Annotated in this window: 30 protein-coding genes; 21 read left to right on the top strand and 9 right to left on the bottom strand. The window is 63.6% G+C overall.

The window, feature by feature from the left end:
• The first annotated feature begins 42 nt into the window (after positions 1-42).
• The 3 genes from GJ668_RS05320 (at position 43) to GJ668_RS05330 (ending at position 3,832) form a co-directional block, all read left to right on the top strand.
• A complete protein-coding gene (locus GJ668_RS05320; protein ID WP_155449109.1) occupies positions 43-600 on the top strand; it encodes a hydrogenase expression/formation C-terminal domain-containing protein in 558 nt (185 codons plus the stop codon).
• A 62-nt stretch (positions 601-662) separates the two neighbouring features.
• Complete coding sequence (locus GJ668_RS05325) at positions 663-1,820, top strand: hydrogenase small subunit (RefSeq protein WP_155449110.1); 1,158 nt, start codon at positions 663-665, stop codon at positions 1,818-1,820.
• Positions 1,821-1,897: 77 nt separating this feature from the next.
• Positions 1,898-3,832 (top strand): nickel-dependent hydrogenase large subunit, encoded by a 1,935-nt coding sequence (locus GJ668_RS05330; RefSeq protein ID WP_155449111.1) that lies wholly within the window; start codon positions 1,898-1,900, stop codon positions 3,830-3,832.
• Between the two features lie 25 nt (positions 3,833-3,857).
• Here the strand turns inward: GJ668_RS05330 and GJ668_RS05335 are convergent, their stop codons facing one another.
• Positions 3,858-4,352, bottom strand: a complete 495-nt coding sequence (locus GJ668_RS05335; RefSeq protein WP_155449112.1) for a HyaD/HybD family hydrogenase maturation endopeptidase — start codon at positions 4,350-4,352, stop codon at positions 3,858-3,860.
• 114 nt (positions 4,353-4,466) lie between these two features.
• Here GJ668_RS05335 and GJ668_RS05340 point away from each other — a divergent pair, with 114 nt between their 5' ends.
• Together GJ668_RS05340 and GJ668_RS05345 are read left to right on the top strand one after the other, a co-directional pair.
• The gene (locus tag GJ668_RS05340) at positions 4,467-4,640 is read left to right on the top strand and encodes a hypothetical protein (RefSeq protein ID WP_155449113.1); all 174 of its coding nucleotides are present in this window, start codon (positions 4,467-4,469) and stop codon (positions 4,638-4,640) included.
• Positions 4,641-4,669: 29 nt separating this feature from the next.
• Complete coding sequence (locus GJ668_RS05345; protein WP_155449114.1) at positions 4,670-5,989, top strand: ferredoxin reductase family protein; 1,320 nt, start codon at positions 4,670-4,672, stop codon at positions 5,987-5,989.
• Positions 5,990-6,046: 57 nt separating this feature from the next.
• Here the strand turns inward: GJ668_RS05345 and GJ668_RS20510 are convergent, their stop codons facing one another.
• The gene (locus GJ668_RS20510; RefSeq protein WP_246194639.1) at positions 6,047-6,184 is read right to left on the bottom strand and encodes a hypothetical protein; all 138 of its coding nucleotides are present in this window, start codon (positions 6,182-6,184) and stop codon (positions 6,047-6,049) included.
• Between the two features lie 42 nt (positions 6,185-6,226).
• On the opposite strand from GJ668_RS20510, the gene GJ668_RS20515 reads away from it, so the two are divergent.
• From GJ668_RS20515 to GJ668_RS05400, 11 genes are all read left to right on the top strand, one after another.
• Positions 6,227-6,409, top strand: a complete 183-nt coding sequence (locus GJ668_RS20515) for a PepSY domain-containing protein (RefSeq protein WP_246194640.1) — start codon at positions 6,227-6,229, stop codon at positions 6,407-6,409.
• Positions 6,410-6,424: 15 nt separating this feature from the next.
• A complete protein-coding gene (locus GJ668_RS05355) occupies positions 6,425-7,084 on the top strand; it encodes a response regulator transcription factor (RefSeq protein ID WP_155449116.1) in 660 nt (219 codons plus the stop codon).
• On the top strand, positions 7,081-8,433 hold the full coding sequence (locus GJ668_RS05360) for a sensor histidine kinase (protein WP_155449117.1): 1,353 nt from the start codon (positions 7,081-7,083) through the stop codon (positions 8,431-8,433). The genes GJ668_RS05355 and GJ668_RS05360 overlap by 4 nt, the downstream gene beginning before the upstream one ends.
• A 68-nt stretch (positions 8,434-8,501) precedes the next feature.
• Positions 8,502-9,755, top strand: a complete 1,254-nt coding sequence (locus GJ668_RS05365; protein WP_155449118.1) for a TolC family protein — start codon at positions 8,502-8,504, stop codon at positions 9,753-9,755.
• Complete coding sequence (locus GJ668_RS05370; RefSeq protein WP_155449119.1) at positions 9,755-10,864, top strand: efflux RND transporter periplasmic adaptor subunit; 1,110 nt, start codon at positions 9,755-9,757, stop codon at positions 10,862-10,864. Before GJ668_RS05365 ends, GJ668_RS05370 begins: the two co-directional genes overlap by 1 nt.
• Positions 10,864-14,010 (top strand): efflux RND transporter permease subunit, encoded by a 3,147-nt coding sequence (locus GJ668_RS05375; protein ID WP_155449120.1) that lies wholly within the window; start codon positions 10,864-10,866, stop codon positions 14,008-14,010. Before GJ668_RS05370 ends, GJ668_RS05375 begins: the two co-directional genes overlap by 1 nt.
• Positions 14,003-14,308: a DUF3240 family protein gene (locus GJ668_RS05380; protein ID WP_155449121.1), complete on the top strand. Its 306-nt coding sequence runs from the start codon at positions 14,003-14,005 to the stop codon at positions 14,306-14,308. The genes GJ668_RS05375 and GJ668_RS05380 overlap by 8 nt, the downstream gene beginning before the upstream one ends.
• Before the next feature lie 54 nt (positions 14,309-14,362).
• Positions 14,363-14,764: a hypothetical protein gene (locus tag GJ668_RS05385; RefSeq protein WP_155449122.1), complete on the top strand. Its 402-nt coding sequence runs from the start codon at positions 14,363-14,365 to the stop codon at positions 14,762-14,764.
• Positions 14,765-14,854: 90 nt separating this feature from the next.
• Complete coding sequence (locus GJ668_RS05390) at positions 14,855-16,060, top strand: cytochrome-c peroxidase (protein WP_246194641.1); 1,206 nt, start codon at positions 14,855-14,857, stop codon at positions 16,058-16,060.
• A gap of 24 nt (positions 16,061-16,084) precedes the next feature.
• Entirely contained in the window at positions 16,085-16,384 is a 300-nt protein-coding gene (locus GJ668_RS05395) for a hypothetical protein (RefSeq protein ID WP_155449124.1), read from the top strand.
• A complete protein-coding gene (locus GJ668_RS05400; RefSeq protein WP_155449125.1) occupies positions 16,381-16,614 on the top strand; it encodes a hypothetical protein in 234 nt (77 codons plus the stop codon). The genes GJ668_RS05395 and GJ668_RS05400 overlap by 4 nt, the downstream gene beginning before the upstream one ends.
• 86 nt (positions 16,615-16,700) lie before the next feature.
• On the opposite strand, the gene GJ668_RS05405 is transcribed toward GJ668_RS05400, so the two are convergent.
• The 3 genes from GJ668_RS05405 to GJ668_RS05415 are packed head-to-tail and all read right to left on the bottom strand — an operon-like array spanning position 16,701 to position 18,862.
• Positions 16,701-17,618 carry a cation diffusion facilitator family transporter gene (locus tag GJ668_RS05405; protein WP_155449126.1) on the bottom strand — a complete coding sequence of 306 codons (918 nt, stop codon included), beginning with the start codon at positions 17,616-17,618 and terminating at the stop codon, positions 16,701-16,703.
• Positions 17,619-17,620: 2 nt separating this feature from the next.
• Positions 17,621-18,199 carry a cytochrome C gene (locus GJ668_RS05410; protein ID WP_155449127.1) on the bottom strand — a complete coding sequence of 193 codons (579 nt, stop codon included), beginning with the start codon at positions 18,197-18,199 and terminating at the stop codon, positions 17,621-17,623.
• 39 nt (positions 18,200-18,238) lie between these two features.
• Entirely contained in the window at positions 18,239-18,862 is a 624-nt protein-coding gene (locus tag GJ668_RS05415) for a cytochrome b/b6 domain-containing protein (RefSeq protein WP_155449128.1), read from the bottom strand.
• Positions 18,863-19,078: 216 nt separating this feature from the next.
• Between GJ668_RS05415 and GJ668_RS05420 the strand changes: the two genes are divergently transcribed.
• From GJ668_RS05420 to GJ668_RS05440, 5 genes are read left to right on the top strand one after another with little or no spacing between them, the layout of a single operon-like run.
• Complete coding sequence (locus tag GJ668_RS05420) at positions 19,079-19,435, top strand: DUF1924 domain-containing protein (RefSeq protein ID WP_155449129.1); 357 nt, start codon at positions 19,079-19,081, stop codon at positions 19,433-19,435.
• Positions 19,436-19,451: 16 nt separating this feature from the next.
• Positions 19,452-20,045 carry a cytochrome C gene (locus GJ668_RS05425; RefSeq protein WP_155449130.1) on the top strand — a complete coding sequence of 198 codons (594 nt, stop codon included), beginning with the start codon at positions 19,452-19,454 and terminating at the stop codon, positions 20,043-20,045.
• Positions 20,046-20,068: 23 nt separating this feature from the next.
• Entirely contained in the window at positions 20,069-20,404 is a 336-nt protein-coding gene (locus GJ668_RS05430) for a PepSY domain-containing protein (protein ID WP_246194642.1), read from the top strand.
• A complete protein-coding gene (locus tag GJ668_RS05435; protein ID WP_155449131.1) occupies positions 20,404-21,081 on the top strand; it encodes a response regulator transcription factor in 678 nt (225 codons plus the stop codon). Before GJ668_RS05430 ends, GJ668_RS05435 begins: the two co-directional genes overlap by 1 nt.
• 25 nt (positions 21,082-21,106) lie before the next feature.
• Positions 21,107-22,480 (top strand): sensor histidine kinase, encoded by a 1,374-nt coding sequence (locus tag GJ668_RS05440; protein WP_155449159.1) that lies wholly within the window; start codon positions 21,107-21,109, stop codon positions 22,478-22,480.
• A gap of 45 nt (positions 22,481-22,525) precedes the next feature.
• Here GJ668_RS05440 and GJ668_RS05445 read toward each other — a convergent pair whose 3' ends face one another.
• Genes GJ668_RS05445 through GJ668_RS05460 form a run of 4 tightly spaced genes read right to left on the bottom strand, consistent with a single transcriptional unit; the run spans position 22,526 to position 26,786 of the window.
• Complete coding sequence (locus GJ668_RS05445; RefSeq protein WP_155449132.1) at positions 22,526-23,869, bottom strand: sigma-54-dependent transcriptional regulator; 1,344 nt, start codon at positions 23,867-23,869, stop codon at positions 22,526-22,528.
• Positions 23,870-23,898: 29 nt separating this feature from the next.
• A complete protein-coding gene (locus GJ668_RS05450; protein ID WP_343032179.1) occupies positions 23,899-25,503 on the bottom strand; it encodes a sensor histidine kinase in 1,605 nt (534 codons plus the stop codon).
• On the bottom strand, positions 25,457-25,801 hold the full coding sequence (locus tag GJ668_RS05455; protein WP_186342906.1) for a hypothetical protein: 345 nt from the start codon (positions 25,799-25,801) through the stop codon (positions 25,457-25,459). Before GJ668_RS05455 ends, GJ668_RS05450 begins: the two co-directional genes overlap by 47 nt.
• Before the next feature lie 34 nt (positions 25,802-25,835).
• Entirely contained in the window at positions 25,836-26,786 is a 951-nt protein-coding gene (locus GJ668_RS05460; RefSeq protein WP_155449134.1) for a hypothetical protein, read from the bottom strand.
• Positions 26,787-26,812 lie beyond the last annotated feature (26 nt).

The following is a 26,812-nucleotide window of genomic DNA, read 5'->3' on the forward strand; positions in this document are numbered from 1 at the left end:
CTCGATCAAACTAGCCCTGCCTTTCGAGACTTGAGCGGAACCATGCGTCAGCGGCCTCAGCTCGGCCGCGAGCGCGATCTGCTGTGCCTGGCGCAATGGAGTGAAATGACCGTGACCAGCTTAAGCGATATTCCTGTTCGTGTTGACTGCCACATGCGGCAGGCCGGCGATCCATTCATGATCGACAGCGTGCTGAGCGAGATTCAGACATCACTCAGGCGGCTCATTGAATCGGGACGACCGAGCGTGATTGATTTGAGATCGCTGCCACGCATGCGATCGGCGACCTATCAAGCGCTCAAGGATGCCTTATCGACGGGCGAGGTGACCGCCGTGATCGAGGCGGACGTCAAGATCACGGTCAGGGAAACCCAATACCCCGGCGTGTGGTGGCTGACTCACGCCAACGAACAGGGCGGCATCGTCACGGAATTCATCGAAATCACCATGATCCCGGACATCCTGAGGCCCCATGCGGCAGACCTGCGCGCGGGTTTGAATCGGCTCGACCAGGCGCTCACGGTCTCGCGTGTTGAACCGTCAACGATGACGCATGCCGGCACCACTCAGCCGAATCAGACGCGAGGAAAACGACCATGACCACAGCGCGACAGAAGCCATCGACCTGGATGCAGGAACAGGCACGGACGGACGGGGAGGTCATGCTCGACGACGCCACCGCGAGTCGATTGCTCGAACTGGGCATCAGCCGACGGCGTTTCCTGTCTTTCTGTGCCGGCATGGCGTCTCTGATGGCCTTGCCGCAAGCCATGGTGCCGCAACTGGCCGCCGCCGCAACCGCGCGCAACAGACCCTCGGTCGTTTACATGTCGTTTCAGGAATGCACGGGCTGCCTGGAATCGATGGTGAACTCCTTCGCCTTCCGTGGCGGCACCACCATCGACAACCTGATCCTCAACCTGATTTCGCTGGATTATCAGGAAACCCTGATGGCCGCCGCCGGTGAGCAGGCCGAGGAACAGCTCAGGACCGTCACGCGAACATCCGGCTATGTGCTGGTGGTGGACGGATCGATCCCCGCCCAATGGGATAACGGGTATTTCATCAGCGGCGAACGCAGCGGGGTCGCCCGCTTCCGGGATGCCGCGAGAAATGCCGGGCTGATTATCGCCGTGGGCTCTTGCGCCAGCTTCGGCGGACTGCCGAAGGCCGATCCCAACCCCACCGGCGCAGTGTCCATCCATGACTTGATGCGCCAGCTCGGGGTCAGCAAGCCCTTGATCAACCTGCCTGGATGCCCGCCGATTCCGGAGGTGATGACGGGCGTCATCCTCTACTACCTGGCGCGCGGGATGCCCGATCTGGATGACCTCCATCGCCCCTCGATGTTTTATGACGAAACCGTCCATGACGAATGCTATCGCGAGGAAACCTACGACGATGGCCCTCTGGCACGCTCCTTCGATGATGCCGCTGCTCGCCGTGGGGGCTGCCTGATCAAGCTCGGCTGTAAAGGGCCGGTCACGCATAACGCCTGCGCCACGATCAAATGGAATCAGGGCACCAGTTTTCCAATGATGTCCGGACATGGCTGCATCGGCTGCTCGGAGCCTGATTTCTGGGATCGTCTCAACCTGAACGGTCAGAAAGGATTCTATGTCCCGTTGGCCGACGGCGAGGGAGATGACGACGATGACGATGATGATGATGATGATGATGATGATGACGACGATCATGATCGTCGCCGTGGCCGTGGCCGTGGCCGTGGCCGTGGCCACGACGATGATGACGACCACGATGACGATGACGATGATGATGACGACGACGACGACGACGACGACGATGATGATGATGACTGAGCGCGTCCCATCCGACTTAATCCCCATCTGCCTTGACGTGTCAGGGCATGAACCCATCGCCGCCTAGGAGAACAACCATGGCCACCCGTCCGAATGTCATCATCGATCCCATGACCCGCATCGAGGGCCACTTGCGGATACAGGCCTATGCCGAGCCCGATGGCCAGGGCGGTGGCGTCATCAGCAAACCCGGTCTCAGCTCCAGCACCATGGTCCGGGGCGTCGAGGCGATCCTTCTCGGGCGCGATCCGCGCGACGCCTGGGCCTTTACCCAACGCATCTGCGGCGTCTGCACCGTGGTGCATGGGCTGACCTCGGTGCGGGCGGTGGAACACGCCATCGGCATCAAGGTGCCGAGGAACGCCGACTACATCCGCAACATGATGATTGGCGCTCAGTATGTGCATGACCATGTCATGCACTTCTACCATCTCCACGCGCTGGATTGGGTGGATGTCGTCAGCGCCTTGAAGGCCAGTCCAGCCGCGACCGCCAGCCTGGCCAGAACCAACAATCCCGGCCACAAACCCAACCAGGGCCGGCTTCCCGATGCGGCCTACTTTCAGACGCTCCTGGATAAGCTGAACGGCATGGTGAGTCGGGGCCAGCTCGGTCTGTTCGCTAATGGCTATTGGGGGCATCCTGCCTACAAACTGTCCCCGGAGGCGAACCTGTTAATGGTGTCGCACTATCTGGAGGCGCTGGGCTGGGCGCGCGAGGTGGTGAAACTGCACGCAGTCTTCGGCGGCAAGGATCCGCATCCCAATCTGGTGGTGGGCGGCATGCCCTGCACCCTGAGCAGCAATCCCGGACGCATCACCGAAGACGCGGGCGGGACGTCTCTCAACAGGGAGGGGCTGCGGATCATCAAGACCGCCATCGCCACCATGCAGTCCTTCGTCGATCAGGTCTATCTTCCCGACGTGCGTCTGTTGGCGAGTCAGTACCGAGAGTGGGCGAGCATCGGCGCCACGGAAGGAAACTTCCTCTGTTTCGGCGATTTTCCCGACCCAGCGCTGGTCAGGACCGAGTTCAAGGATGGCGCCATCGATTATCCCGCCGGTTATCTGATCCCGCCGGGCGTCATCTGGGCCAGCGATCCCACGCGGCTGCGTCCCTTCGACCCCGCCCTAGTCACCGAGAACGTCGCGCATGCCTGGTACCGGGGTTCCACTTCAGGCGAACACCCATCCGTTGGATCAACGACGCTCCACTACACCGGACCGAAGCCCGATGGCGCGTCGCACTACATGCTCAACGAGTCCGATCGCTATTCCTGGATCAAGTCACCGCGCTATGACGGCCAACCCATGGAGGTCGGCCCACTGGCCCATATCCTGGCGATGCACGCGCGGGGCACGCTCCCCACCGACAAACTGGTGCGCCGCGCGGTCCAGCAATACTGGACCAATCCAGTCGCTCAAGACGGTCTGGGGCTGACTATCGGGCAACTGAATTCGACGCTGGGGCGCATCTTCTGCCGGATGCTCGAAACCAAGATCATCGCCGACCAGATGTCCGACTGGTATCAGCACTATTTCAACAACCGCTCGGGGGCCTACTGGAATCCCGAGTCCTTCACCCGTTTGACCCAGCCACAGCGATGGCCCCAGTCGGTCGGTTTCGGTTTCACCGAGGCGCCGCGCGGTGCGCTGGGCCATTGGGTGCGGCTTGATCGCACATCCGGCCTGATCGCGAACTATCAATGTGTCGTCGCCAGTCAATGGAATGCCGGACCCCGCGATGGCCAGGATACCGCCGGCCCCTACGAGCGCGCCCTGGTCGGCCATCGCCTGGCCGATGTCAAGCAACCGCTGGAAGTCCTGCGGACGATCCATAGCTTCGATCCCTGCATCGGCTGCGCCGTCCATCTCATCGACCCGGATGGTCAACCCCTGATTGAGGTTAACGTCCATCATGTAGCCAAAGTATCAATGGCGTCAGATGTCAGGGACGCAACCTGCAATGATGGGCATCCGCCAAGCGTTTGTGGTGCGTCAGATGGAAGGTAGTGCCCTAATGGGCCGCAAACAGTCCTCACTGGATCGAACAGATGGTTTCCGTTTCATCCCATCGGCGAAGCATTTCCTTGATACGGGCCATTGCCATTGGCACTGCCGCCTCGACCGCTGGGGTCAAACTGTCGCCCCAGCCGAGTACCTCAGGCTCGATCCCCACCAAGGCGCGTCGCTCAGGCAACCGATCCGTCAGCCGTACCATGTCCAGCAGGTCCGCAAGACTTACCTCATGCACGCTTTTGGCGTGCTGGCGCAACTGCCGATCCATGGTCTCTCCTTCGAAGACGCGAACGGTTCCTGGGGGATCGCCCATCGCGGCGGCATCCACGACAATCAAACATCGGCAATCCTCAATCGGCCCCGCGAGGCTGAAACTGAGGGTTCCACCGTCAAGGAATTGCAGCGGCGCGGCGGGGTCTGCCTCCGCCTTCAGGTATCGAACGACCAGCGGACCGACGCCGTCATCCGACATGAGCGTGTTGCCAAGACCGAGGATGAGCGTGCTTTGCGTCATGTGGTTACTCCCGCCACCATGTCTGTGGATCTTGTTCAATGTGGATGCTCAGATACTCCAGAACCGCGCTATAAATGCACGATTTGCAGTTGAGGTTTTCAGCGGCAATTCAGCTTGCTCGATCAGACTGCACCTGTCTTTGGCGCCGTCGGACAGCGCTATCTGCTATCGACCCGGCTTAATCGGCGTCAACAGAGCCTGATCAAGATTCTCGCCGCCGACGGGACAATTCTCAAACACTATCTCGCCGCCGCAACCGGTGACCTAATCAAGCAGAAGGAAAAGTAAGCCATCTTATCAATGGATCGCATGCCATTATGAATATCTATCTGACCGGCTTCATTGCGCTGCTCGTCCTTGCCTGGGCGGGTGCACTCGGGGTGAATGGCCTGGGCACCACCTCTCTGCCCTGGGCCATTCAAAGCCAGGCGTTCTACCTCAGCGGCCTGCTTGCGATCGGCCTGATGTCGCTCGCGATGGTGCTGGCGACACGTCCGACCTGGCTGGAACGCCCGCTCGGTGGCATGGACCGCGTCTACCGAATGCACAAATGGACCGCCATTCTCGCGGTCAGCTTCGCCGCCATGCACTGGCTGCTTGAGGATTGCGACGACCTGATCAAATCCGTGTTCGGTCGTTTCGGAGAACCGCTGGAAGTGCAGTTCAGCGGCCTGATGCACGAGTTGCGTGATGTTGGTGAGGAACTTGGCGAGATTGGCATCTACCTGCTGCTGGCCATGCTCGTATTGAGCCTCCTGAAGCGTTTCCCATACCACCTCTGGCGCCATATCCATCGTGCGGTACCGCTTCTGTACCTGGCGCTCGCCTTTCATGCCACCGTGCTGGCTCCGACCGATTACTGGAGCCAGCCGCTCGGCCTACTGCTCGGGGTGCTGCTGGTGGCGGGATCGTTCGCGGCCGTCCTGTCACTCCTGGGTCTCATCGGCCGGGCACGCCGGGCACGGGGGACGATCCTGTCGATCTCGACACCCGCGCGTGATGTCACCGAGGTGGTCTGTCAGTTGGACTCCCGTTGGCGGGGACATCAGGCCGGACAGTTCGCCTTTGTGAGCTTTGATTGGTTCGAGGGCCATCACCCCTTCACCATCGCCAGCGCCGATCACGGGGATCGTCGTGTGACCTTTCTGATCAAGGCACTGGGCGATTTTACCCGCGCGCTGCCACGTCGCATTGCCGTGGGGCAGGCGGTGACGGTCGAGGGGCCTTACGGCTTTTTTGAACTCCCACGCCGCAATCCCGAGGCACGACAGATCTGGGTGGCCGGCGGAATCGGTATCACACCCTTCATCGCCTGGTTGGAAGCCCTGCGCGCCAACCCGGACGACTCTCTCGTCACGGATCTGCATTACAGCACCCGCGATTGGGCGAGCGATCCCTTCGCTGAGCGCCTCAAGGGCTTGTGCGCGGACCTGCCGGGCGTCTCGCTTCACATCCATGACAGTCAGGCCGGAAGCACCCTGACCGCCGAGCATCTCACCTCCATGCACGACGGATCGAGCAAGACCGAAGTCTGGTTCTGCGGCCCGAGCGGATTCGCCAGACGGTTGCGTACCGGACTGACTCGCGCCTGGCGCGGACGCTTGCAGTTCCATCAGGAAGCCTTCGAGATGCGCTGAACAGGCGCGAAGTCTGAGCACGATCTGGCTGTCCGATGTTGGTTCCGCGCTCGTACCTCAATCGCCGTTCGTCAATATCCAGATAGTGCGATTGCCCTGATGTTCAATATGAAACCTGTCGCTCATCTGTCGCACCTTCTTTTCATCGGCTCGATGATCTTCAATACCGGAGCCTTGGGCGATCATTTGGATCATGACAGTGTCAAACGCCTGTACGATGAAGGGCGTATCCTGTCAATGTCCGAGGTAATGCGACGGGCGGCGCTGATTCAGCCGGGTCAGTTGCTGGAGGCAGAGCTGGACCGGGAGGCTGGGCGCTATGTCTACGAGATTCGTATCCACGACACGGCTGGTCGAATCCATGAACTCGAACTTGATGCGACCAGCGGCGCCTTGATCGAATCGTCGAGCGACGACTGAGCGGGAGGCTCTAAAATGCGTTTGTTACTGGTCGAAGACGATCCGGCGCAGATTGTGGCCCTACTGCCGGCGCTGAACGCCGCTGGCTTCGCGGTCGATCAGGCGCAGGACGGCGTGATCGGCGGGCGCCTGGGTGAACTCGAACCCTATGACGTCATCGTCCTCGATCTCGGGTTGCCCAAACGTCCTGGCCTGGAGGTTCTGCGACACTGGCGTGCTCGTGGTCTGGCCGTGCCGGTCCTGATCCTGACCGCGCGCGATGCCTGGCCCGAGCGTGTCGATGGACTCAAGGCCGGTGCCGACGACTATCTGGGCAAACCCTTCCATGTCGAGGAACTGATCGCGCGTCTCAATGCCCTGACGCGCCGCGCGGCGGGCAACCTGCGCCCGGAACTCGCCGTCGGCGGTCTGTCGCTCGACGAGGATCTGCAGCGGGTCACCCGCTCCGACGGCGAGACACGCGAACTGACCGGAACCGAATTTCGGCTGTTGCGCTATCTGATGCTCAATCCAGGGCGCATCCTGTCGAAGACGCAGCTCCTGGAGCATGTCTACGACCTTGAGGCCGAGCGTGGCGATAATCTGATCGAGGTCTATGTGCGGCGCCTGCGCGAGAAGATCGGCCGCGATTGCATCCAAACTTTGCGCGGACAGGGATATCTGTTGAAGCCATGACATCACTGGAAGGTCGGCTCCATCTGGGACTGGCGCTCAGCCTGGCGCTACTGATCGGCGGCGCCTGGTGGCTCGGACACATGGCCCTGCATCACACCGCCAACGCCTTCGTGCTCTCGCGTCTGGAGCACGACGCGGAGGCCGTGGTCGGTGCGCTCAGGTTCGATGCGCGCGGTCACCTGCGCCTGGAGTCGCCGCGCCTGACGTCCGTCTACGAGCAACCCTACTCAGGGCATTACTTCGTCATCGCTTCGGCGGCTGGCGAGCATCTGCGTTCACGTTCACTGTGGGATACGGATCTCGAAATTCAGACGCTGTATCCTGGCGAGACACGACACTGGACGTTATCAGGTCCGGCCGGACAGCCGCTCGTGGCCTGGGCGGAAGGCTACCGCTTCGGCGAGTACGACCTGGTGGTGGTCTTCGCTGAGGACATCACACTGCTGACGGCCGAATTGCGCCACTTCGAGCATCTGTTCGCCGTCATAGCGGTGCTGGGCTTGATGCTGATCCTGCTGATACAGCGCCTCATCGTGCGCCGTGCCTTCGCCAGTCTGCGCCCTATCGATCAGGACATCGAGCAGCTCGAGCGTGGACGCATCGTCACCCTGAGCGAGGACGTGCCGCGCGAGATGCAACCATTGGTACGCAAGCTCAACCGTCTGCTGGTTTTGCTCGGTCAGCGTCTGGAGCGTTCGCGGACGGCCGCGGGCAATCTGTCGCATGCCATCAAGGGGCCACTGGTCCTGCTGCGTCAATATCTGAATGATCCCAAGCTGGATCTGACGCCTGAGACGCGCGCCGGGCTGCTCGACCAGGTCGAACGTTTGCGCCAGATCGCCGAGCGTCAGCTCAAGCGCGCGCGTCTGGCCGGGGCGGGCGGTGTGGGTGAATCCTTCGAACCGGCCGCTGAGTTACCCGTGCTCAAGCGCTTGCTTGAACGCATCCATGCCGAGCGGGCACTGCAGATCGAGCTTGACTACATGATCGACGCACCGCTTGCTCTCGATCGCGAGGACATGCTGGAGTTGCTCGGCAATCTGCTCGACAACGCGTGCAAGTGGGCGCGCGAGCGCGTGCGCGCCTGTTTGTTCATTGAGGCCGGGACACTGGTGTTGCGGGTCGAGGACGATGGTCCGGGCTGCTCGGAGGAGGCCATCGTCGACATCACCGAACGCGGAGTGCGTCTCGATGAGCAGGTCGGCGGGCATGGCCTGGGGCTGGCGATTGTCAAGGAGATTGTCGCCAGCTATCAGGGTATCCTGGGCTTCGAGCGTGCAGGCGAACTCGGCGGACTGGGGGTGGATGTTCGGTTGCCGCTACAGGACCGGAATCTCGACGGACGCTGATCGATTCGGTTTCAAAACCGGATGCGTGGATTCAGTTTGGTTTCAGTTTGACGCTCTAGGATGGCGCCATGTACTCAAATATTCCTCACACTCCAAAGACCGGTCATCGGCGCCGAGCGCGGCTGATCCTGTTCTGCCTGCTCCTGGGGCCGGCGGCAGCGAGCGCCGGCACGCTGGGCGAGGCGATCGACTCGGCGCTCGACCTGGAGGGCCAGCGCGCGCGGGTCGGCGCGCTTCGCGACGAGCGCGATGCCATGCATCGTCAGGCCGCCAGTCTGGTCGCCAGTGATCCGGGACTGCGTATGAAGCACCTGAGCGACCGGCTGACCACCGACGAAGGCGCCTACGACTGGGAGGCCGTGGTCGAGCTACCGCTGTGGATGCCGGGGCAGCGCACGGCACGCCAGGCCGTCGCCGCCGCGCTCGATGAGCGCGCCGCGACCCTCGATCTGTTCTTACGCTGGGAAATGGCCGGGCGGGTGCGCGAGACAGTCTGGAACGCGCGTCTGGCCCAGGGGCGGGTCGATCAGGCGGCTCAGGCACTCGCGAATGCGCGTGCCCTGGCGTCGACGGTCGACAAGCGCTTGGCGGCAGGCGATCTGGCGCGCGTCGATGCCCTGGTCGCTCATCAAGCCGTGCTCGATCGCGAAGCCGAGTACCAAGCGGCGCGGATGGAGGCCGAGGAGGCGCTCGCACGCTATCGTCATCTGACGGGGCAGGCGGCGCTGCCCGACGACAGCGAGGAAGCGGTGAGCGCGGCTGATCGACTCCCCCCTGACCAGCTTTCGCCCGAGCATCCGCTCATGGCCGAGGCTGACAGTGCCGTCGGGGTCGCGCGCCGTCAGCGTGATCAGGCGCGCAGTGAGCGTACCGGTCATCCCCTCCTGAGTCTGGGCACCACGGTCATACGGGACGCGCGCGGCGCCGACCAGACCACGGCGCTTCAGATCGAACTCTCCATCCCCTTCGGACTCGCCAGCCAGGCCGCGCCGACCATCGCCGCCGCCGAGCGTATCTATACTGAGCAGGCCAGCGAACGACAGCGTCTGCTCCGTCAGGCCGAGGCCGATCTCATCGCCGCACGTCTCAGCCGGCGCGGCGCCGGCGAAGCCCTTGCCATCGCCGAGCAGCGTCAGAGGGCCGCGCACGAGGCGTTCACCCTGGTGCGCCGTGCCTTCGAACTCGGTGAAGCCGATCTCACGACCCTGCTGCGCGCTGAGGACAGCGCCCGCGAGGCCAGCGTCGCGCTGGAATTGCGACGCCTCGAACAGGGGCGCGCCCGTGCCCGACTCAATCAAGCCCTGGGAGTCATTCCACAGTGATGCCGACGACTCGATCCAAGCGGGCGTGGCCCGGTCTTGCGCTCATCCTCATGCTCGTCCCGCTCTCCGGCCAGACGGGCGAGACCATCCCTATGAGCGCCGAGCAGCAACAGGCGTTCAAGATCGAATGGGCGACGCCCCAGGTCGCTACCGAACAGCGTTCGCGCCGTTATCCAGCGGCAGTGGTCGTCCCCAATCCACAACTGTGGGTCGTGGCCGCGCCCTGGAGCGGTGTGCTCGAACGTCTGCATGTCGCCGAGGGCGATGTGGTCAGCACAGGGCAAGTTCTGGCTGAGTTGCGCAGCCCGGCTCTGATCGAGGCCCAGAGCGCTTATCTGGAGTCGCTGATCCGGCTCGAACTCGCCGAACGCGAACGCGAACGCGATCGCACGCTCCAGCGCGAAGGTCTCATCGCCGAACGGCGTTCGGTCGAAAGCGAATCCAAATACCGCGAGCAGTCCACGCTGGTCGATTACAAACGTCAGTTGCTCGAACTCGCCGGACTCTCAGCCGAAGACATCGCAACCCTGACGCGCACCCGGCGTCTGACCAGCGTGCTGTCGGTGCGCGCCCCGATCGGCGGCGTGGTCCTGGAACAATTGGTGAATACCGGGCAGTCGGTCGATAGTGCCACCGCGCTCTATCGTCTCGGCGATCTCGATCCGCTGTGGCTGGAGATCCATGTCCCGGCCGATCAACTTGCCGACCTCCGGGTGGGCACGCCAGTGTGGCCGACGGTCTTGCCAGACACAGCGGGACATCTCATCACCATCGGGCAATGGGTCAATGAGCGCGATCAGGGCGTGGTGGTCCGTGCCGAGATCCATGATCCGAGCGGTCGACTGCGTCCGGGGCAGTTCGTGGAGGTGCAGTTGTCGACCGAGGCCGAGGCGGCGAGCTGGCGGCTGCCCGCCAGCGCCCTGGTGCGTCAGGAGGCCGGGGTGTATGTGTTCGTCGCGCGTCCTGGCGGTTTCGAGGCGCTGCCCGTAACCCTGATCGCCCGCGAGGAACAGGACGCCGTGGTGAGCGCGGTGACGTTGCAGGCCGAGGATCGCGTGGCCGTCAGCGGCGTGGTGGCACTCAAGGCCGCCTGGCTGGGGGGCGAGTGATGCTTGCGCGTCTGATTCAGTTCGCACTGACCCAGCGGCTGCTGATGCTGCTGGTCGTGGCGCTGCTCATCGGCGGCGGCTGGCGCGCTGTTCAGCTCACGCCCATCGATGCCTTTCCCGATGTCTCGACCACCCAGGTCAAGATCATCGTCAAGGCGCCCGGCATGACACCCGAGGAAGTCGCCGCGCGTATCACCAGTCTGATCGAAGTCGAAATGCTGGGTCTGCCGCGTCAGACCATGCTGCGCTCGATCGCTAAGTACGCACTCACCGATATCACCATCGATTTTGCCGAAGGCACCGACATCGTCTGGGCACGTCAGCAGGTCGCTGAGCGGCTCAACAGTGTCTGGGGCAATCTGCCTGAGGGCATCGAAGGCGGGATTGCGCCCATGACCACCCCGCTGGGTGAGATGTTCATGTTCAGCATCGAGGGCGGTTTACTCAGTCTCGCCGAGCGACGCGATCTGCTCGACTGGACCATTCGTCCCGCTTTGCGGTCAGTGCCCGGCGTGGCTGACGTCAACGCGCTCGGTGGTTTCGTAACCAGCTTCGAGGTGGTGCCGGACAATGCCCGCCTGGCGGTACGTGGTATCAGTCTGGAGCAGTTGCGCGCGGCCATCGCGGCCAACAATCGCAACGACGGTGCTGGTCGGCTCGACGAGGGCGAGGAAGTCTTGCTGGTGCGCAGTGCCGGCGCCATCCAGACGCTCGACGATCTGGGCGCGATCGTGGTCGGCGGCGACACACGTCAGCCGGTGCGCGTGGCCGATGTCGCTGAGGTCCGGCTCTCGGCCCTGACCCGTTATGGCGCCGTGACCCGCAATGGTCAGGGCGAAACGGTCCAGGCACTGGTGCTGGCGCTGCGCGGCGCCAATGCGCGCGCCCTGGTCGACGGCATCCAATCCAAGCTCGACGAACTGGCACCCAGCCTGCCCGAGGGCGTCACGATCGATGTCTTCTACAACCGTGGCGTACTGGTCGAGCGCGCGGTCCATACCGTCTCCAAGGCGCTGATCGAGGCCACGATCCTGGTTATCGTGCTGCTGGTGCTTTTTCTCGGCGATGCGCGCGCGGCCCTGACCGTGGCCTTGATTCTGCCGCTGGCCGCACTGGCGACCTTCATCCTGATGCACCAGTTCGGACTCTCGGCCAATCTGATGTCGCTCGGCGGGCTGGCGATCGCCATCGGTATGCTGGTCGATGCCGCCGTGGTGGTGGTCGAGAACGTGGTCACTCAGCTCAGTCAGGGCTCGGCGGGGCGGCGATTGCCGCGCCTGCATCTGATCTATCGCGCCACGCGCGAGGTGGCGGTGCCGGTATCCTCGGGCATCCTGATCATCATCATCGTCTTTCTGCCGCTGCTGACGCTCCAGGGTCTGGAGGGCAAGCTGTTCGTGCCGGTAGCGCTGACCATCGTCTTCGCGCTCGCTAGCGCACTGCTGCTCTCGCTGACCATCATCCCGGTGCTGGCCTCCTATCTGCTCAAGGCCGGACACGGTGAGCACGAACCCTGGCTGCCGCGGATGCTCGGGCGCCTCTATGTGCCGGTTCTGACCACAGCGCTGCGTCATTCGCGCTGGGTGATTGGCGCGGCCATCCTGCTGCTGGTGGTCGCCGGCTATGTCTATACCCTGATCGGCAAGGCTTTCATGCCGACCCTCGACGAGGGCAATATGATCGTGCAGCTCGAAAAGTTGCCCTCGATCACCCTGGCCGAGTCGATCGCCATCGACCAGCGTGTCCAGCGCGCGCTGCTCGACGCGGTGCCTGAGATCGAATCCATCATTGCCCGCACCGGCTCGGACGAGCTGGGCCTCGACCCCATGGGACTCAATCAGACCGACAGCTTCCTCGTCCTCAAGCCGATGGAGGAATGGCAGGTGCCGGACAAGGAGGCGCTGGTCGAGTCGATCCGCCGGGTGCTCGAACGCTTCCCCGGTGTCGAGTACGCCTTCACCCAGCCGATCGAGATGCGGGTCTCGGAGATGCTCACCGGCGTGCGGGGTGATCTGGCGGTCAAAATCTTCGGTCCGGATCCGGCACGGCTCGACCAACTTGCCGAGTCCGTAGTTGGCGTGCTCCAGGACATCGAGGGCGCTCGGGACGTCTATACGCCGCGTAACGCCGGCGCTCAATATCTGAATCTGGTCGTCGATCGTCTGGAGACCGGACGGCTCGGCATCGACGCCGATACGCTTGCGGGTGCGCTGCGCGCCCAGGTCGAGGGTATCACGGTCGGCACCGTTTATCTGGAGGGCAAGCGGCGACCGGTCGTGATTCGTGGTCCCGAAGATCTGCGCCAGTCACCGACGCGCTTCGCTGGTCTGCGCGTGACTCCGCCCGAGGGCGGTTCGGTCCCGCTGACCAATCTGGCTCGACTCGAGCGCGTCGAGGGTCCGGTCGCCCTGACCCGCGAACGGGGCAACAACCTGGCGGTGGCCATCGCCAATGTCGAGGGACGCGACCTGGTCGGCTTCGTTGAGCAGGCGCGGCGCACCGTGACCGAGCAGGTCGAGCTGCCGCCCGGCTACTGGCTCGAATGGGGCGGCGAGTTCGAGAACCAGCAACGCGCCGCCGCGCGTCTGGCGTTGGTGGTGCCGATCGCACTGGGGCTGATCTTTTTGGTGCTGTTTTCGACCTTCGGCTCAGTCAGTCAAGCGCTGCTGGTGCTCTCGAACGTGCCCTTCGCGCTCATCGGCGGGGTCTTCGCGCTCGCCCTCACCGGGGAATATCTCTCGGTGCCGGCCTCGGTCGGTTTCATCGCCCTGCTTGGTATAGCCGTGCTCAACGGCGTGGTGATGCTGACCTATTTCAATCAACTGCGTGCACTCGGGCGGCCGATGGAGGTGGTGGTGGTCGAGGGCGCGCGGCGGCGTCTGCGTCCGGTGCTGATGACGGCCAATATTGCCGCCTTCGGACTCGTACCCCTGTTGTTCGCCACCGGCCCCGGCTCCGAGATCCAGCGTCCGCTGGCCATCGTGGTCATCGGCGGTCTGCTCAGCGCGACCCTGCTGACCCTGATCCTGTTGCCCATCCTCTATCGGCGTTTCGGTGATCGGCGGCGCGTGAAGCGCGTCTCCGCGCGGCCCGTCTCAGAGCAAGGGGCTACGGCCACCCAGCCAGGAGCCATCGATCATGTCTGACTCGCTGCTCAACCTGATCGTCCCGCCGCACACCGAGGATCTGCTGGCCGAATGGCTGCTCGAACGCGAGGACGTGCCCGGATTTACGAGCCTGCCGGTGTCCGGTCATGGTTCCTCGGAGTCATCGATGAGTCTCGCCGAACAGGTCGCGGGGCGCAGTCGGCGCGTGCTGTTCATGATCCATCTGCCGCTGCCGGTCGCCGAGACGCTGCTGGCGGCGCTGGCCGAAGAATTCCGGGGTGGTGATCTGCATTACTGGTTGGTTCCAGCCTTGAAGGCAGGCCGAATCAACACCTGATGCGGCGCTCGATGCCGACTCCGGCCCATCGACGACGAATGGAGGGCAAGACCCATGCGTTTGAATATTCAATCGATCACGGCAGGCCCGCTGGCCTTGGCCTGGCTGCTCATGGCCACGCCCCTGGAGGCGGCGAATCCGAACGCGCCACTGAGCGTCGAACGCCAGTCTTCGAGCCGCTTCGATGTTGGTTTCGTTCAGGCCAAACCCAATGCCGCTGAATCCAGCTTGACCGTGCGCGGGACGGTCAGACCACGGATTCCGGCGCGCGGCGCCATTCCAGGACAGGTGCATATCACGGTGCTGGATGCCGATGGGTACGCGCTGGCCGAAACCGATGCCAGCCTGATGCGTCGCAACCGCCAGGCCCAATCAGCGCACTTTCATGCACAACTTGCCGTCGATCCTCCAGCCGGAAGCCGGGTGCGCGTCGAGCATCGACTCACACGGCCTTGAGTCACCCTGGTCAGGAGCCATCTTGAAGCCTGATATCCATGCATGATGATTGATGAGGACGACATGCGAGATCGAGACCGGAAAACGCTGATGTACGCTGTGACGTTAACCGCCGCGCTCCTGGCCGCTGTGCCGATGGCGCAGGCCGACGCGGAGCTGGTGGCGCTCGGCAAGGCACTGTTCTTCGACGCCACACTCTCTGAGCCGCCCGGACAATCCTGTGCGAGCTGTCATGCCCCAATCGCCGGCTGGACCAGCCCGGACAGTGCGGTCAATGCCTCCGGCGGCGTGCATGAAGGCGCGGTCGCCGGACGCTTCGGCAACCGCCGTCCACTGATGGCGGCTTACGCGAGCTTCAGTCCGCCGCTGTATCTGGATAACGAGGAAGACCACTTCGTCGGCGGCAACTTCTGGGACGGTCGCGCCACTGGTTGGCTGCTCGGTCATCCGGCAGCCGAGCAGGCACAGGGGCCGTTCCTCAATCCGGTCGAGCAGAATCTGACAGATGATGCCGAACTCGTGCGGCGTGTCTGTGCCGGTTCCGCCAGCGGCGCGTTGCGTGCTTGGTTCGGCGAGTCAGTGTGCGCCAATCCAACCGATGGCTTCAATGCCATTGCCCAGGCGCTCCTGGCTTTCGAGACCTCGTCCGAGATGAACGCCTTCAGTTCCAAGTACGACTACTATCTCAAGGATCCGCAACGCTATCCGCTCACCGAGCAGGAACAGCTCGGTCTGGTGCTCTTCGAGCGCGAGGACAAGGGCAACTGTGCCGCCTGTCATCCACACACCCCCGGCCCCAATGGCGAGCCGCCGCTCTTCACCGATTTCACCTATGACAATCTCGGCGTTGGGCGCAACCCGGCCAACCCCTGGTATCAGCAGCGCGAGCGCAATCCAGAAGGCACGGCCTGGCGTGATCCAGGACTTGGCGGTTTCCTCAAGACGGTGCCGCGCTTCGCCGATCGCGCCGAGGAAAACCTGGGCAAGTTCAAGGTGCCCAGTCTGCGCAATGCCGATCTTCGACCCTCTGAAGGCTTCGCCAAGAGTTACATGCACAACGGCGCTCACAAGAGTCTGGAAGAGGTGGTCCACTTCTACAACACCCGCGACACCAAGCCGGTCTGCGAGCGGATCGACGCACCCGAGCCGGGTCGCAACTGCTGGCCCGAGACTGAGATCGCCGCTAACGTCAACACCGATGAGCTCGGCAATCTGGGACTGAGCGCCGAGGAGGAGGCCGCCATCGTCGCCTTCATGCGCACGCTCAACGACGGCTGGACTCCGCCGAAGGATTGAGCCGCTGGCCGCCGGATGGAGGCGATGCTGAAGGACATGAGGCCATCAGCCTACGATCTGGCGAAATCCGGTGGTGATTACGCGAAATTTTACGAGCGCTACAAGGGCGAATATTTACCGCGTTTGCAGCGGGCCGAGCGCTCGTATCGCCGGGTGATCGCAGAGCACGAAGGCTATATTCGAGATCCGATGTCGAAACTCAAGCCGGGCCTTTCGGCTGAAGAGATTCGACGCTATGTCGAAAAGAAATGGCCGGAGGACATCGCCCGAAACACAGCCTATCTTGAGATCATCACCGGGATCATCGCGGAGCGAACGACATGAGCCAACAGATCGATTACCAAATCTTGCTTCAAGAGGTCATCAAGACCGCACGCGAGGCCGCGCAGCAATCCAGCGAGACGGACTCACCGTTCGAGCGCGGATTGAAGGCAGCGTATTACGACATTCTGGATGTCGCCAAGACCCAAGCCGAGATCATGGAAGTTCCGCTGACGGAGATCGGCCTCGATGGCGTCGAGATCGCCGATTACATCACATCCAAAGCGGCTTGATGCACCGCAACATCGATGATTGCGCCCGAGGCCGGCAGCGCGCCGTTTTGGCCGATAAAGGCATCTGAGCCAAACAGCGCGGAATCTCAGGTGTCCATCGCCTCGCGGCCGAGACTCACCGGATCTTGATGGATGAGGATATCTGAGTCCGGATAGCGCTCGCGGATCCGAGTTTCGACCGCGAGCGCGATCTGATGGGCCTGACGTAATGGCAGCGCATCGTCGAGTTCGAGATGCAACTGGATAATGAGCGACTGGCCGGATTGGCGCGTGCGTAGTCCATGTGCGCCGTGCACCTCAGGTATGGCACGCGCCAATTCCAGAATGTGCCAGCGCGCTTCATCGGGAAGCTCGCGATCCATCAGCATCTCGATGGCATCACGTCCAATCCGCACGGCACTCCAGAGGATATAGAGACCGATGGCCAGACCGAGGATCGGATCGACTCCCGACCAACCGAGACTGGCCAGCCCGAGCGCGACCAGCGTCGCGGAGTTCGTGGCCAGGTCCGTGGCATAGTGCAGGGCATCGGCGCGGATCGCGGGTGATCCGGTACGCCGGATGACATGGCGCTGAAGCGCAAGCAGCGCCAGGGTGGCGAGGATGGCGAACGCGATCACACCCAGACCGATACCGATCTCAGTCAGCGGGCGTGGATGCAGAAAGCGATCGATCGCCTGCAAGCCGAGGAACAGCGCCGAACCGGCGATGAAGGCCGATTGTCCGAGCGCGGCCAGGGCCTGCGCCTTGCCATGCCCGAAACGATGCTCAGCATCGGCTGGCTTCAACGACCAGCGCACGGCGAACAGCGTCAGCAGGGAGGCCATGGCATCCATGGCCGAATCCATCAGGGACGCCAGGACCGTGATGGACCCGGTCATCCCCCAGGCAACGACCTTGACCAGGATCAGCAGGCCGGCGGTGGCCACCGAGGCCCAGGTCGCCAGCCGTAGCAGTCGGGCGGTTTCCTGCGATGTCGTCGGTTCGCGTGGTTCGATGGACATGTTTAATCCTTCCAAGGCCCAAAACCAGGAATGTCGACCTGACGCTCGTCGAAGACACCCGTGTCGGCGCCGATGTGGCAGCGATTGCATTGACTGAAACTGCCGACCTCTGGATTATCCGTGACCAGACGCGTCGGGATCCGATCGTGCTTGCGGACGAAATACGGCGTCTCGGTGATGCGCGGCAGACTGGAGTCGGATGGCGCCGCACCGGGCACGGCAAAAGCCCGCTCACGAATTCGCGCTGATTTGTCGGCCGCGTTGGCCATCAGATAGGTCCGCAACTCGACAACCAGGTCATCCGGCAGTGAGGCGTCATCGCCATAGTGATCGGCGAGCGACTCGGGCGCCAGGATCTGCTTCCAGGAGTCCGCCGTCAAGACGCCGGGCGGATAGGCCAGGTGGCAGGAACCGCATTCCTCGATATAAACCGGATGGCTGGCCGGCGCGATGTTCGGGAACAGCCGCAGCCAACTCCGCCAATCCCGAGTCTCACCGTCTGCGGCCAACACAGCGGTTCCGGCCGCGACGAGCAACAGACCCGTCAGCGCAAGCAAGGGGATGGAAGGGCGGGTAGGCATGGTGTCAGCACTCCAGGTCAAGTGTGTCGCACGAGGCATTCATTCAATCTCCTGGCGCTTGTCGCCGCTGATCATGGCACCGATCAGATTTTCGCGATGCAGCAGACTGGAGACGAGCACCCCGGCTACATGAATCAGAATCAGGCCCAGCGTGAGATTGGCGAACACCTCATGGGTCTCTTCCAGAACATCACCCAAGAAGGGCGGCAGACCACGCATCACATCGGCCAGCGGACCGGCGAATTCCTCGGCACCATAGAGCGCCAGACCGCTGATTCCGGTAGCGGCGACACTGATCAAGAGCAGCACAATCATGGCCCCGCCCGCCGGGTTGTGACCGAGATAACGCGGTGCGCGCAGACGCATGACATCACGCAGATACGCCAGCACGGCGCCCGGAGCGCGCACGAAATTGCTGAAGCGCGCATGGCGCGTGCCGATCAGCCCCCACACCAGACGTACACTGATGAGGGCGAGCACCAGATAGCCGGCCCAGACATGGACGCCGAGCAGATCGTCCTCGACGATGAAGGCCGTGGCGAATCCAGCCACCAATGACCAGTGGAACACGCGGACCAGCGGATCCCAGACGCGAATCCGCGTGGGTGTCTCCGGTTCAGGGCGATTGGAGCGGGCGGTGTCATTCGGATCGTCTTTCGACATGGTTCGGTTCTCCATACAGGTTTGATGGTCAGCTCGTTGGTTCTGGCGCGTTGACGCCTTGGCACACACACTAACCAACAGCGCCTGACCAACGGCTGGCAACGGCTGTCAGCCTTTTGTCAGGGGGTCCCAGGTACGCTGTCGGCACAGTCTGAAACGGCCATCGGAATCCCGGTTGGCGCCAGGCTGACCGATCACGAACGGAGATAACGACCGATGAAACGACAGCTCGCCATAGTCCTGCTCAGTGCAAGCACCCTGATCCTGCCGGCCACGCTCTGGGCAGCCGATCCAGCCGCCGGTGCCGCCGGCTGGACCAAGGAATATCCGCAGGCGGACGGATCCGCCGCACGCAGTTGCGTGACCTGTCATGGCCGCGATTTGACGCAGCCGGGACGTCAGGCCAACACCGGCAAGGTCATCGAACCCATGGCCCCCTCGGTCAATTCGCAGCGCCTCACGGATCCAGCCAAGATCGAGAAATGGTTGACTCGTAACTGTCGCTGGACCCTGGGACGCGAGTGCACTGCCGGCGAAAAGGCCGATTTCATCGCCTACATCAAGACCCAATGAGCCGGAGAATCGACACATGAACCCGTTTCCATTCAAATCCGTCCTGACACTCCTGCTTAGCGGCACGCTGGCCATGGGCAGTGCCCACCTGGCGTTTGCTGACGACGATGATGACGACGACGAGCGCGGCCGAGAGAAAAGCGGTTGGTTCGACTCGCGCGAGACGCTGGCGCCGGTCGTCAACGCCACCTACAGTGAGGAATGCGGAGCCTGCCACATGGCCTATCAGCCGGGGCTGCTCCCGCCACAGGCCTGGGCGCAAATCATGACACCGGACGCGCTGGCCAATCACTATGGTGACGACGCCAGTCTGTCCGAGGCACTGCGCACCGAGATCAGCGCCTTCCTGGGAGCCAATGCCACCGATGTGGCGCAGCAGATGGCTCCAAGCGGCGCCAGTAACGCCGGCGCAGCCTCTGGTAGTCTGCCCCGCATCACCGAAAGCACCGATTTCAAGCGTGAGCACGACGAGATCCCGGCCCGTCTGGTGACGGGTAACCCGGAGGTCGGCAGTTTCAGCCAGTGCAACGCCTGCCATCGTAAAGCCGCCGAAGGCAATTACGACGAACGCTGGATCGACATTCCGGGTCATGGTCCCTGGAAGGATTGAGTCCAGACACCAACCACCGAACCATGACGCCAGCCTCCGCGATGCGCGATGCCATCCTCATCGGACTCCTGAGCCTGTTTAGCCTTCAGGCCAGTGCCGGTGCCGATACTCAGGCGGATCACGAGCGCGCGCGCGAGGCGCGTCTGCGCGGTGAAATTCAGCCGATCACCGAGATCCTGCATCAAGTCGGCAAGCAAGTGCCGGGCGAGGTGATCGGGATCGAAATCGAGCGCGGGAAACTCGCCGGCCAGCGGGTCTGGATCTACGAACTCAAGATCCTGACCCCGGACGGGCGTCGGCTGGAAGTCGAGATCGATGCCCGTAATGGACGCATCCTGGAACTGGAGGACGACGACTGATGCGCCTGCTCTTAGTGGAAGACGACGACCAGGTTGCCGAGATGGTGACGGCCGGTCTGACCGCCGCCGGCTTCCTGGTCGAGCGCGCGCGCGATGGGCGCGAGGCCTGGTTCATGGGTGACACCGAACCCTATGCCGCGGCCATCCTTGATCTCGGGTTGCCCGGACTCGATGGACTGTCGGTGCTGCGCCAGTGGCGGGCCGCCGGTCAGCGGTTGCCGGTGCTGATCCTGAGCGCGCGCGGTGACTGGACCGAGCGTGTCGAGGGCATCGAGGCCGGCGCCGACGACTATCTGCCCAAGCCCTTTCGGCTCGAAGAACTGCTCGCGCGCGTGCGGGCCTTGATCCGCCGCGCCGCCGGCCAGCCCGCGCCCGTTCTCGTCCATGGCCCCTTCCGGCTCGATACGCGCCGCCAGACCCTGAGCCGCGACGGACTGCCCATCCATCTCTCGCCCCAGGAGTACCGTCTGGTCAGCTATCTGATGCAGCAGGCCGGGCGCGTCGTCTCGCAACAGGAGCTGACCGAACAGCTCTATGCGCAGGACTTCGAGCGCGACTCCAACTCGGTGGAGGTGCTGGTCGGACGGGTACGGCGCAAGCTGGGTGCCGAGCTGATCCAGACCCGCCGTGGCTTTGGCTATCTGATCGAGACCGATGGCGACGCACACGTCCCATGATTCCGAACCCTGGGTCTACGGTTGCATGAAACACCACTCGCTACGCGCCAGACTCTGGATCGGCGCGCTGATTTCGATCGCGGTGGCGCTGCTGATCGCTTGGCTCGGGTTGGCGAATCTCTTCGAGCGCCATGTCGAACGTCATCTCGGCACTGAATTGGAGACGCTGCTCAATCAGCTCGCCGCGGCTGTCGAGATCGCACCCGATGGCGCGATCCGGCTGACCCGGGAACCGCGCGCTCCCGCCTTCGCTCAACCCTTGAGCGGGCACTATTGGCAGATCGACCGCCCCAATCAGGCCGGTGTCCTGCGTTCGCGTTCGCTCTGGGACGAGGTGCTGATTCTGCCGGATGACGCCCTGGCTTCAGGCGTGATCCATGCCCACCATCTGCCGGGACCGGACGGACAGTCGCTCCTGGTGCGCGAGCGGCGCATCCAGGTCTCGGCGAACCCCGAACCGGTCGAACTGCGCCTGATCCTGGCCGAGGATCGCGCCGAACTGATTGCGGCGCGTGCCAACTTCGCCGCCGACATGCGCCCCTATCTGGGACTGATCGCGTTTCTGCTCATGCTGGCGGCTCTGGTCCAGATTCAAACGGGACTCGCGCCTCTGGAAACGCTGCGCCGCGAGATCGGCGCCATCCGTGCCGGGCGTGCTTCACGAGTTGCCGCGAACGCTCCCGATGAAGTCGGGCCGCTGATCGCCGAGCTCAACGCCCTGCTTGAAGCCCGCGAACGCTCCGTCGAGCGGGCGCGTGCCTGGACCGCCGATCTCGCTCACGGACTCAAGACGCCGCTCAGCGTCCTGGCCGCCGATGCCGAGCGGCTGCGTCAGGCCGGTCATCCAGACCTGGCTGAGGACTTGGACCAACTGGCCGTGACCATGCGCCGGCGCGTCGAGCGTGAGCTGATCCGCGCGCGCGTGCGTTCCGGTCATCCGCCACATGCCGCGCGCGCCGAGGTCGTCGAGCATCTGGCACGTCTGCTCCGCACACTGAGGCGCACACCGGATGGCGAACGGCTCGACTGGCAGATCACGGCACCGGAGCGGGTCATCGTGGCACTGATGGCGGAGGATCTGCTCGAATTGCTCGGCAATCTGCTGGAGAACGCCGCCAAATGGGCTGAGGACCGGGTCGAGGTCCAGGTATCGACGTCACCAGGTGGACAGGTCGAGATTCAGATCGCTGACGACGGCCACGGCGTTGCGCCCGCGCACTGGTCACGACTCGGCGAGCGCGGTTTGCGGCTCGACGAGCGTCAGGCGGGCACGGGGCTTGGATTGGCGATCGTGCGTGACGTGGTCGAAGCCTATGGCGGTACGCTTGGCTTCGGTCGCGCCGAGTCAGGTGGTCTGCTGGTGTGGGTCAGGCTGCCGGAGGCACGTGGCCTGGATTGAGCCGCTCGCGACACTCAGCGCACCAGTCGCGGCGTCCGGTGAGGTTCAGGACGACTGGCCATCGGAGCGCTGAAGGCCATACTTGCCCATCTTGTAGCGCAGCACCCGCTCGCTGATGCCGAGTCGTTCGGCGGCCTGGGTCTGGACCCCGTCGCTGTGTTCGAGCGCCTCGACGAGCAGGGCACGCTCCATGGCATCGAGCCGCTCGCGCAATTGTCCTGAATCGGCGCCTTGGTTGCGCGTCACCTCCTCGGGCAGATCGCGCGGATGTAAGACAGGGCTGCGAGCAAGCGTCAGGCTGCGCTGGATGATGTGTTCAAGCTCGCGCACATTGCCCGGATAGTCGTAACGCATCAGAAAATCGAGTGTCTCGGGCGCGAGCTGGATGGGACGGGGTGCATCACGCGCAACGAAGTGCTCGACGAGCGCCGGGATGTCCTCGCGGCGCTGGCGCAGCGGCGGCAGCCGGATGTCGAGCACCTTGAGCCGAAAATAGAGATCCTCGCGAAACTCACCGCCGGTGCTGAGTGCACGCAGATCGCGATTGGTGGCGGCGAGCACCCGCGTATCCACCGCGATGTCGCGCTCACCGCCGACACGGTTGATGCGCTTCTCCTGGAGTGCGCGCAACAGCTTCGATTGCAGGGCCGGACTCAACTCGCCGACCTCGTCGAGAAAGAGCGTGCCGCCGCTGGCGCGTTCGAAACAGCCGCGATGCGCGCGTTCAGCACCCGTGAAGGCGCCCTTCTCGTGGCCGAACAGCTCACTCTCGAACAGCGTGTCAGGGATGGCCGCGCAGTTGAGTGCGACGAAGGGGGCCGCGCAGCGCGGACTGAGCTGATGGATCAGGCGGGCGAAGAGTTCCTTGCCGGTGCCGGTCTCGCCCTGGATCAGCACGCTCCAGGGACTGTCAGCGAGGCGGCGCGCCATCGACAGCGTCTCGCGCATCGCCGGACTGGAGCCGATGATCGCTATCGGCCAGGGTGTCTCGGTCAGCGCCTCGGTCACCTCAACTACATCGTCGGCAACCGCCAGATCCTGTTCGAGCCGCTCGATCTTGTCGATCAGCTGACCGAGATCAACCGGCTTTTCCAGAAAATCGTCGGCTCCGAGCTTCATCACCCGCACCGCCATTTCCACCGCACCATAGGCGGTGATGAGGATGGCGCGTACCAGTGGATTGATCGCCTTCAGTCGCGCCAGCACCTCATCGCCCGTCAGTCCGGGCATACGATGATCGAGCAAGGCTAACTGGATCGGCTCGCGCTCGAAGCGCTGCACGGCGCTGGTCCCGTCGGCGGCCTCGAACACCTCATGCCCGCGCTTGCGCAGGAAACCGGCCAGCAGTTCACGCTGCATGGGATCATCATCGGCGATCAGGATTTTCATGGTGTTCTTGCTCGGTCTCTCGGTTCGGTTCAAGCGGGTGGAGCGACAGGCAGCCGGAGGCTGACGCGCAGATGCTCGGGACGCGGTACCACGAGACTGAGCGTGCCGCCATGCGCCGCGATGATGCGCCGCGAGATCGCCAATCCCAGTCCGGTGCCGTTGACCTTGGTCGTAAACCAGGGTTCAAGCAGGCGTTCGAGTTCATCCGGCGTGATCGAAAGCCCGCCATTAGTCAGACTCAGCTCGATGCTATCGGTCTGGCGTTGCACCTGAATCTCCAGCACGCCTTCGTTAGCTTCGGTCTCGATGACATTGCGTAACAGATTATCGAGTACCTGGCGCAACAGATCGGGATCGGCGGCGACCCAGGACGCGGGCTGGAGATGCGACTCGACACGCCAACCGCGATCGGCGAGCGTGCGTGCATACAGGCTGAACTGCTCGCTGAATACCTGATCGAGCGCCAGCCGTATCAGTCGTGGCTGGATCGGGCGCGCATAGTCAAGCAGACCGCTGACCGTGCCGTTGGTGCGTGCCAGGGCGTCGCGCACCACTTCGAGCAGACGCCGATGCTCGTCGTCGAGTTCATCGGCTTCCCATTGCAGACGTTGCAGTCCCATGGCCATGGCGTTGAGCGGATTGCGGATCTCGTGGGCGATAGCCGCCGCCGCCCGTCCCAGACCGGCGTCCTCGCGCTGACGCGACAACTGGCGCTCATAGTCCAGACGCTGGCGCTCATGGGCACGCTGATGCCGGTGCAGGAACCAGGCACCGGCGCCGCCCGCCCCGGCCAGCACTACTACAAAGCCGAGGAACTCCCACCACAGCCGTTCGCGCATGCGTTGGAGCGGACCGGCGTCCAGCTCCAGACGCAGGACGGCTCCCGCCACGTTGGCGCTCGCCTCAGCCACGAGCAGGCCGTCGGCCGCGCGTCGAATCTGGATGCGTGGCAGTTCGGTCTCCGGCGGCGCGGCGGCAGCGAGCTGGGCCGTGCCGTCGAGTCGAACCGCGCGCACACCGGGCAGGTCGGCGATGGATTCGAGCGCTCGGGTCAAGCTGATGGCATCCTCCAACGCCTGGGTCTGACCGCTGTCGAGACCCACGAGCACGCACCCGTCGCCCTGGCTGCGCAAGACACCGAACAGGATGACTTGAGGCGTCGGCAGACGTACCAGACGCTCCAGCGCCTCGCAGCCGAGTTCGCGCCCGGCCTCCCAAGCGCGCGGTCCCTGGACCAGGGTGTCGGCGCGCTGGATGCGGATGACCGACAATCCAGCCTCGGTGGCAAAGGCCGCGAGTTCGTCATCCTCGAACGGCGCCACACTATCGAGATAGTCGACGAAACGCGCCGAATTGCCGAGAAAGCGCGTCAAAATCGTCTCGATCAGACCTTCGGCCAGCAGCGCGCCGCGTGCATGCAGGGTCACGGCATCGGCCAGGAGTCGCGAATGCTCGCTCGCATCCGTCTCGAACAGGCGCTGGGCTTGGCGGGTCTGCCAGAAGAACCAGCCGAGCACCAGCGCGAACAGTAGCCCGAAGACCAGCAGATGCCCCAGCCAGGGCGGCGGAAGCCGATCGCGTTTCGGCTCAACGTCCACCGCGTCCTCCAGCTCGGTCAGCGCCGCGCTGAGCACCCTGCATCAGACGCGCGCGCACTCCGGTGCGATCCTGGAGACGACCCTGAGCGTTCAGTGAATCGATGCGTGCCCCCATCAGCGTATCCGGCGTCAGACCTGTCGGACCCGGCCACAGGCGCACCAGCGAACCGACCCGCAGACCCGCTGGCCGTTCGCGTTCATCCAATGGAACGACGCGCGTCTCGGACGCACCGCCACCCGGCGGATCGATCGTCAGAGTAATCGCCGTCGGCTCGATCGCGAGCACGCGCGCCAACAGCGGTTCCTGAGCGCGCGCTGGCCACGGACTCAGCATCAAGGCCAGCACGGCCAAGCCGATCAGCCGCCACTTAACGGAACGACCAGAACCAGCCACACTGAGTCACCCATTGTCGAAACCCATAAGCCTCGAGTGTCGATTCGCTGTCGAGCCAATCGAGCGCGCACTGTACTTCGACCTCTCGCCATCCCAGATATCCAAGCGAATGATTCACGGCCAGTCTCAGGCTGATTTGACGATCCTCGCGTTCCTGCTGTTGGGGCGCGGCGTCATAACGGGTGAGCGACCAGCCCATTCCGGCTTCCCAGCGCCAGGCGTCGTTTTGCTCCAAGCGCCAGCGTATGTCCACGCCTGGACGCTGATAGCCCTCGATACGCACCGGAGAGGCGTTGTCGGCATAGAACAACGCGAGGCGCGTCGAGACACCGGGCGACCAGTAGCGCGTGAAGTCCAGGCTGAGCCTCAGACGTTGATCGTCACGCCGAACCGCCAGTGCGTTGCGTCCGCGATCAGTTTCCTGTGAACTCCCCCCGCGCCCGGTGCTGGACAGGGCGCCCGCGCCTGGACGTCCTGCCCAGGGCAGCGAGGCCTGACGATAGGCGAGCCACAGGGTATCGATGCGCAGTCCGAGCGTATGACGCGCTGAGAGTAGATGATCGTAGCGCACACCAAAGACCGCCTCGTTGCGCTCATCGGCAGGCACCAGTGCATCGCGATACGCGACGCCCGTGAGACTGAACCGCCACAGACCCAGCCCGGATTCCGTCTCGCGCGACCATTCAGTCAGCAGATTCAGCCGATAGGCATCGTTCGGCCCCTCGTAATCGCGATACCAACCACCGCCGCTCAGACTGACGCTGTCGGCATCGCTCGACCAGGAACGTAACGCCTCGACCGCGAAGCGCGCAAAGGCCAGCTCGGATCCCGAATGACTCTGCGCCGGGTTCGAGTCCAGGCCCAGTCCCAGTGTTCCGTCCAGCTCGACGGCTCCATCGGCGAGTGCGACGCCGCCCAGTGACAAACAAAAGGTACCTGCAAAGGCGCACG

The sequence above is a fragment of the Allochromatium palmeri genome, from assembly GCF_009720725.1.
Taxonomy (GTDB): Bacteria; Pseudomonadota; Gammaproteobacteria; order Chromatiales; family Chromatiaceae; genus Thermochromatium; species Thermochromatium palmeri.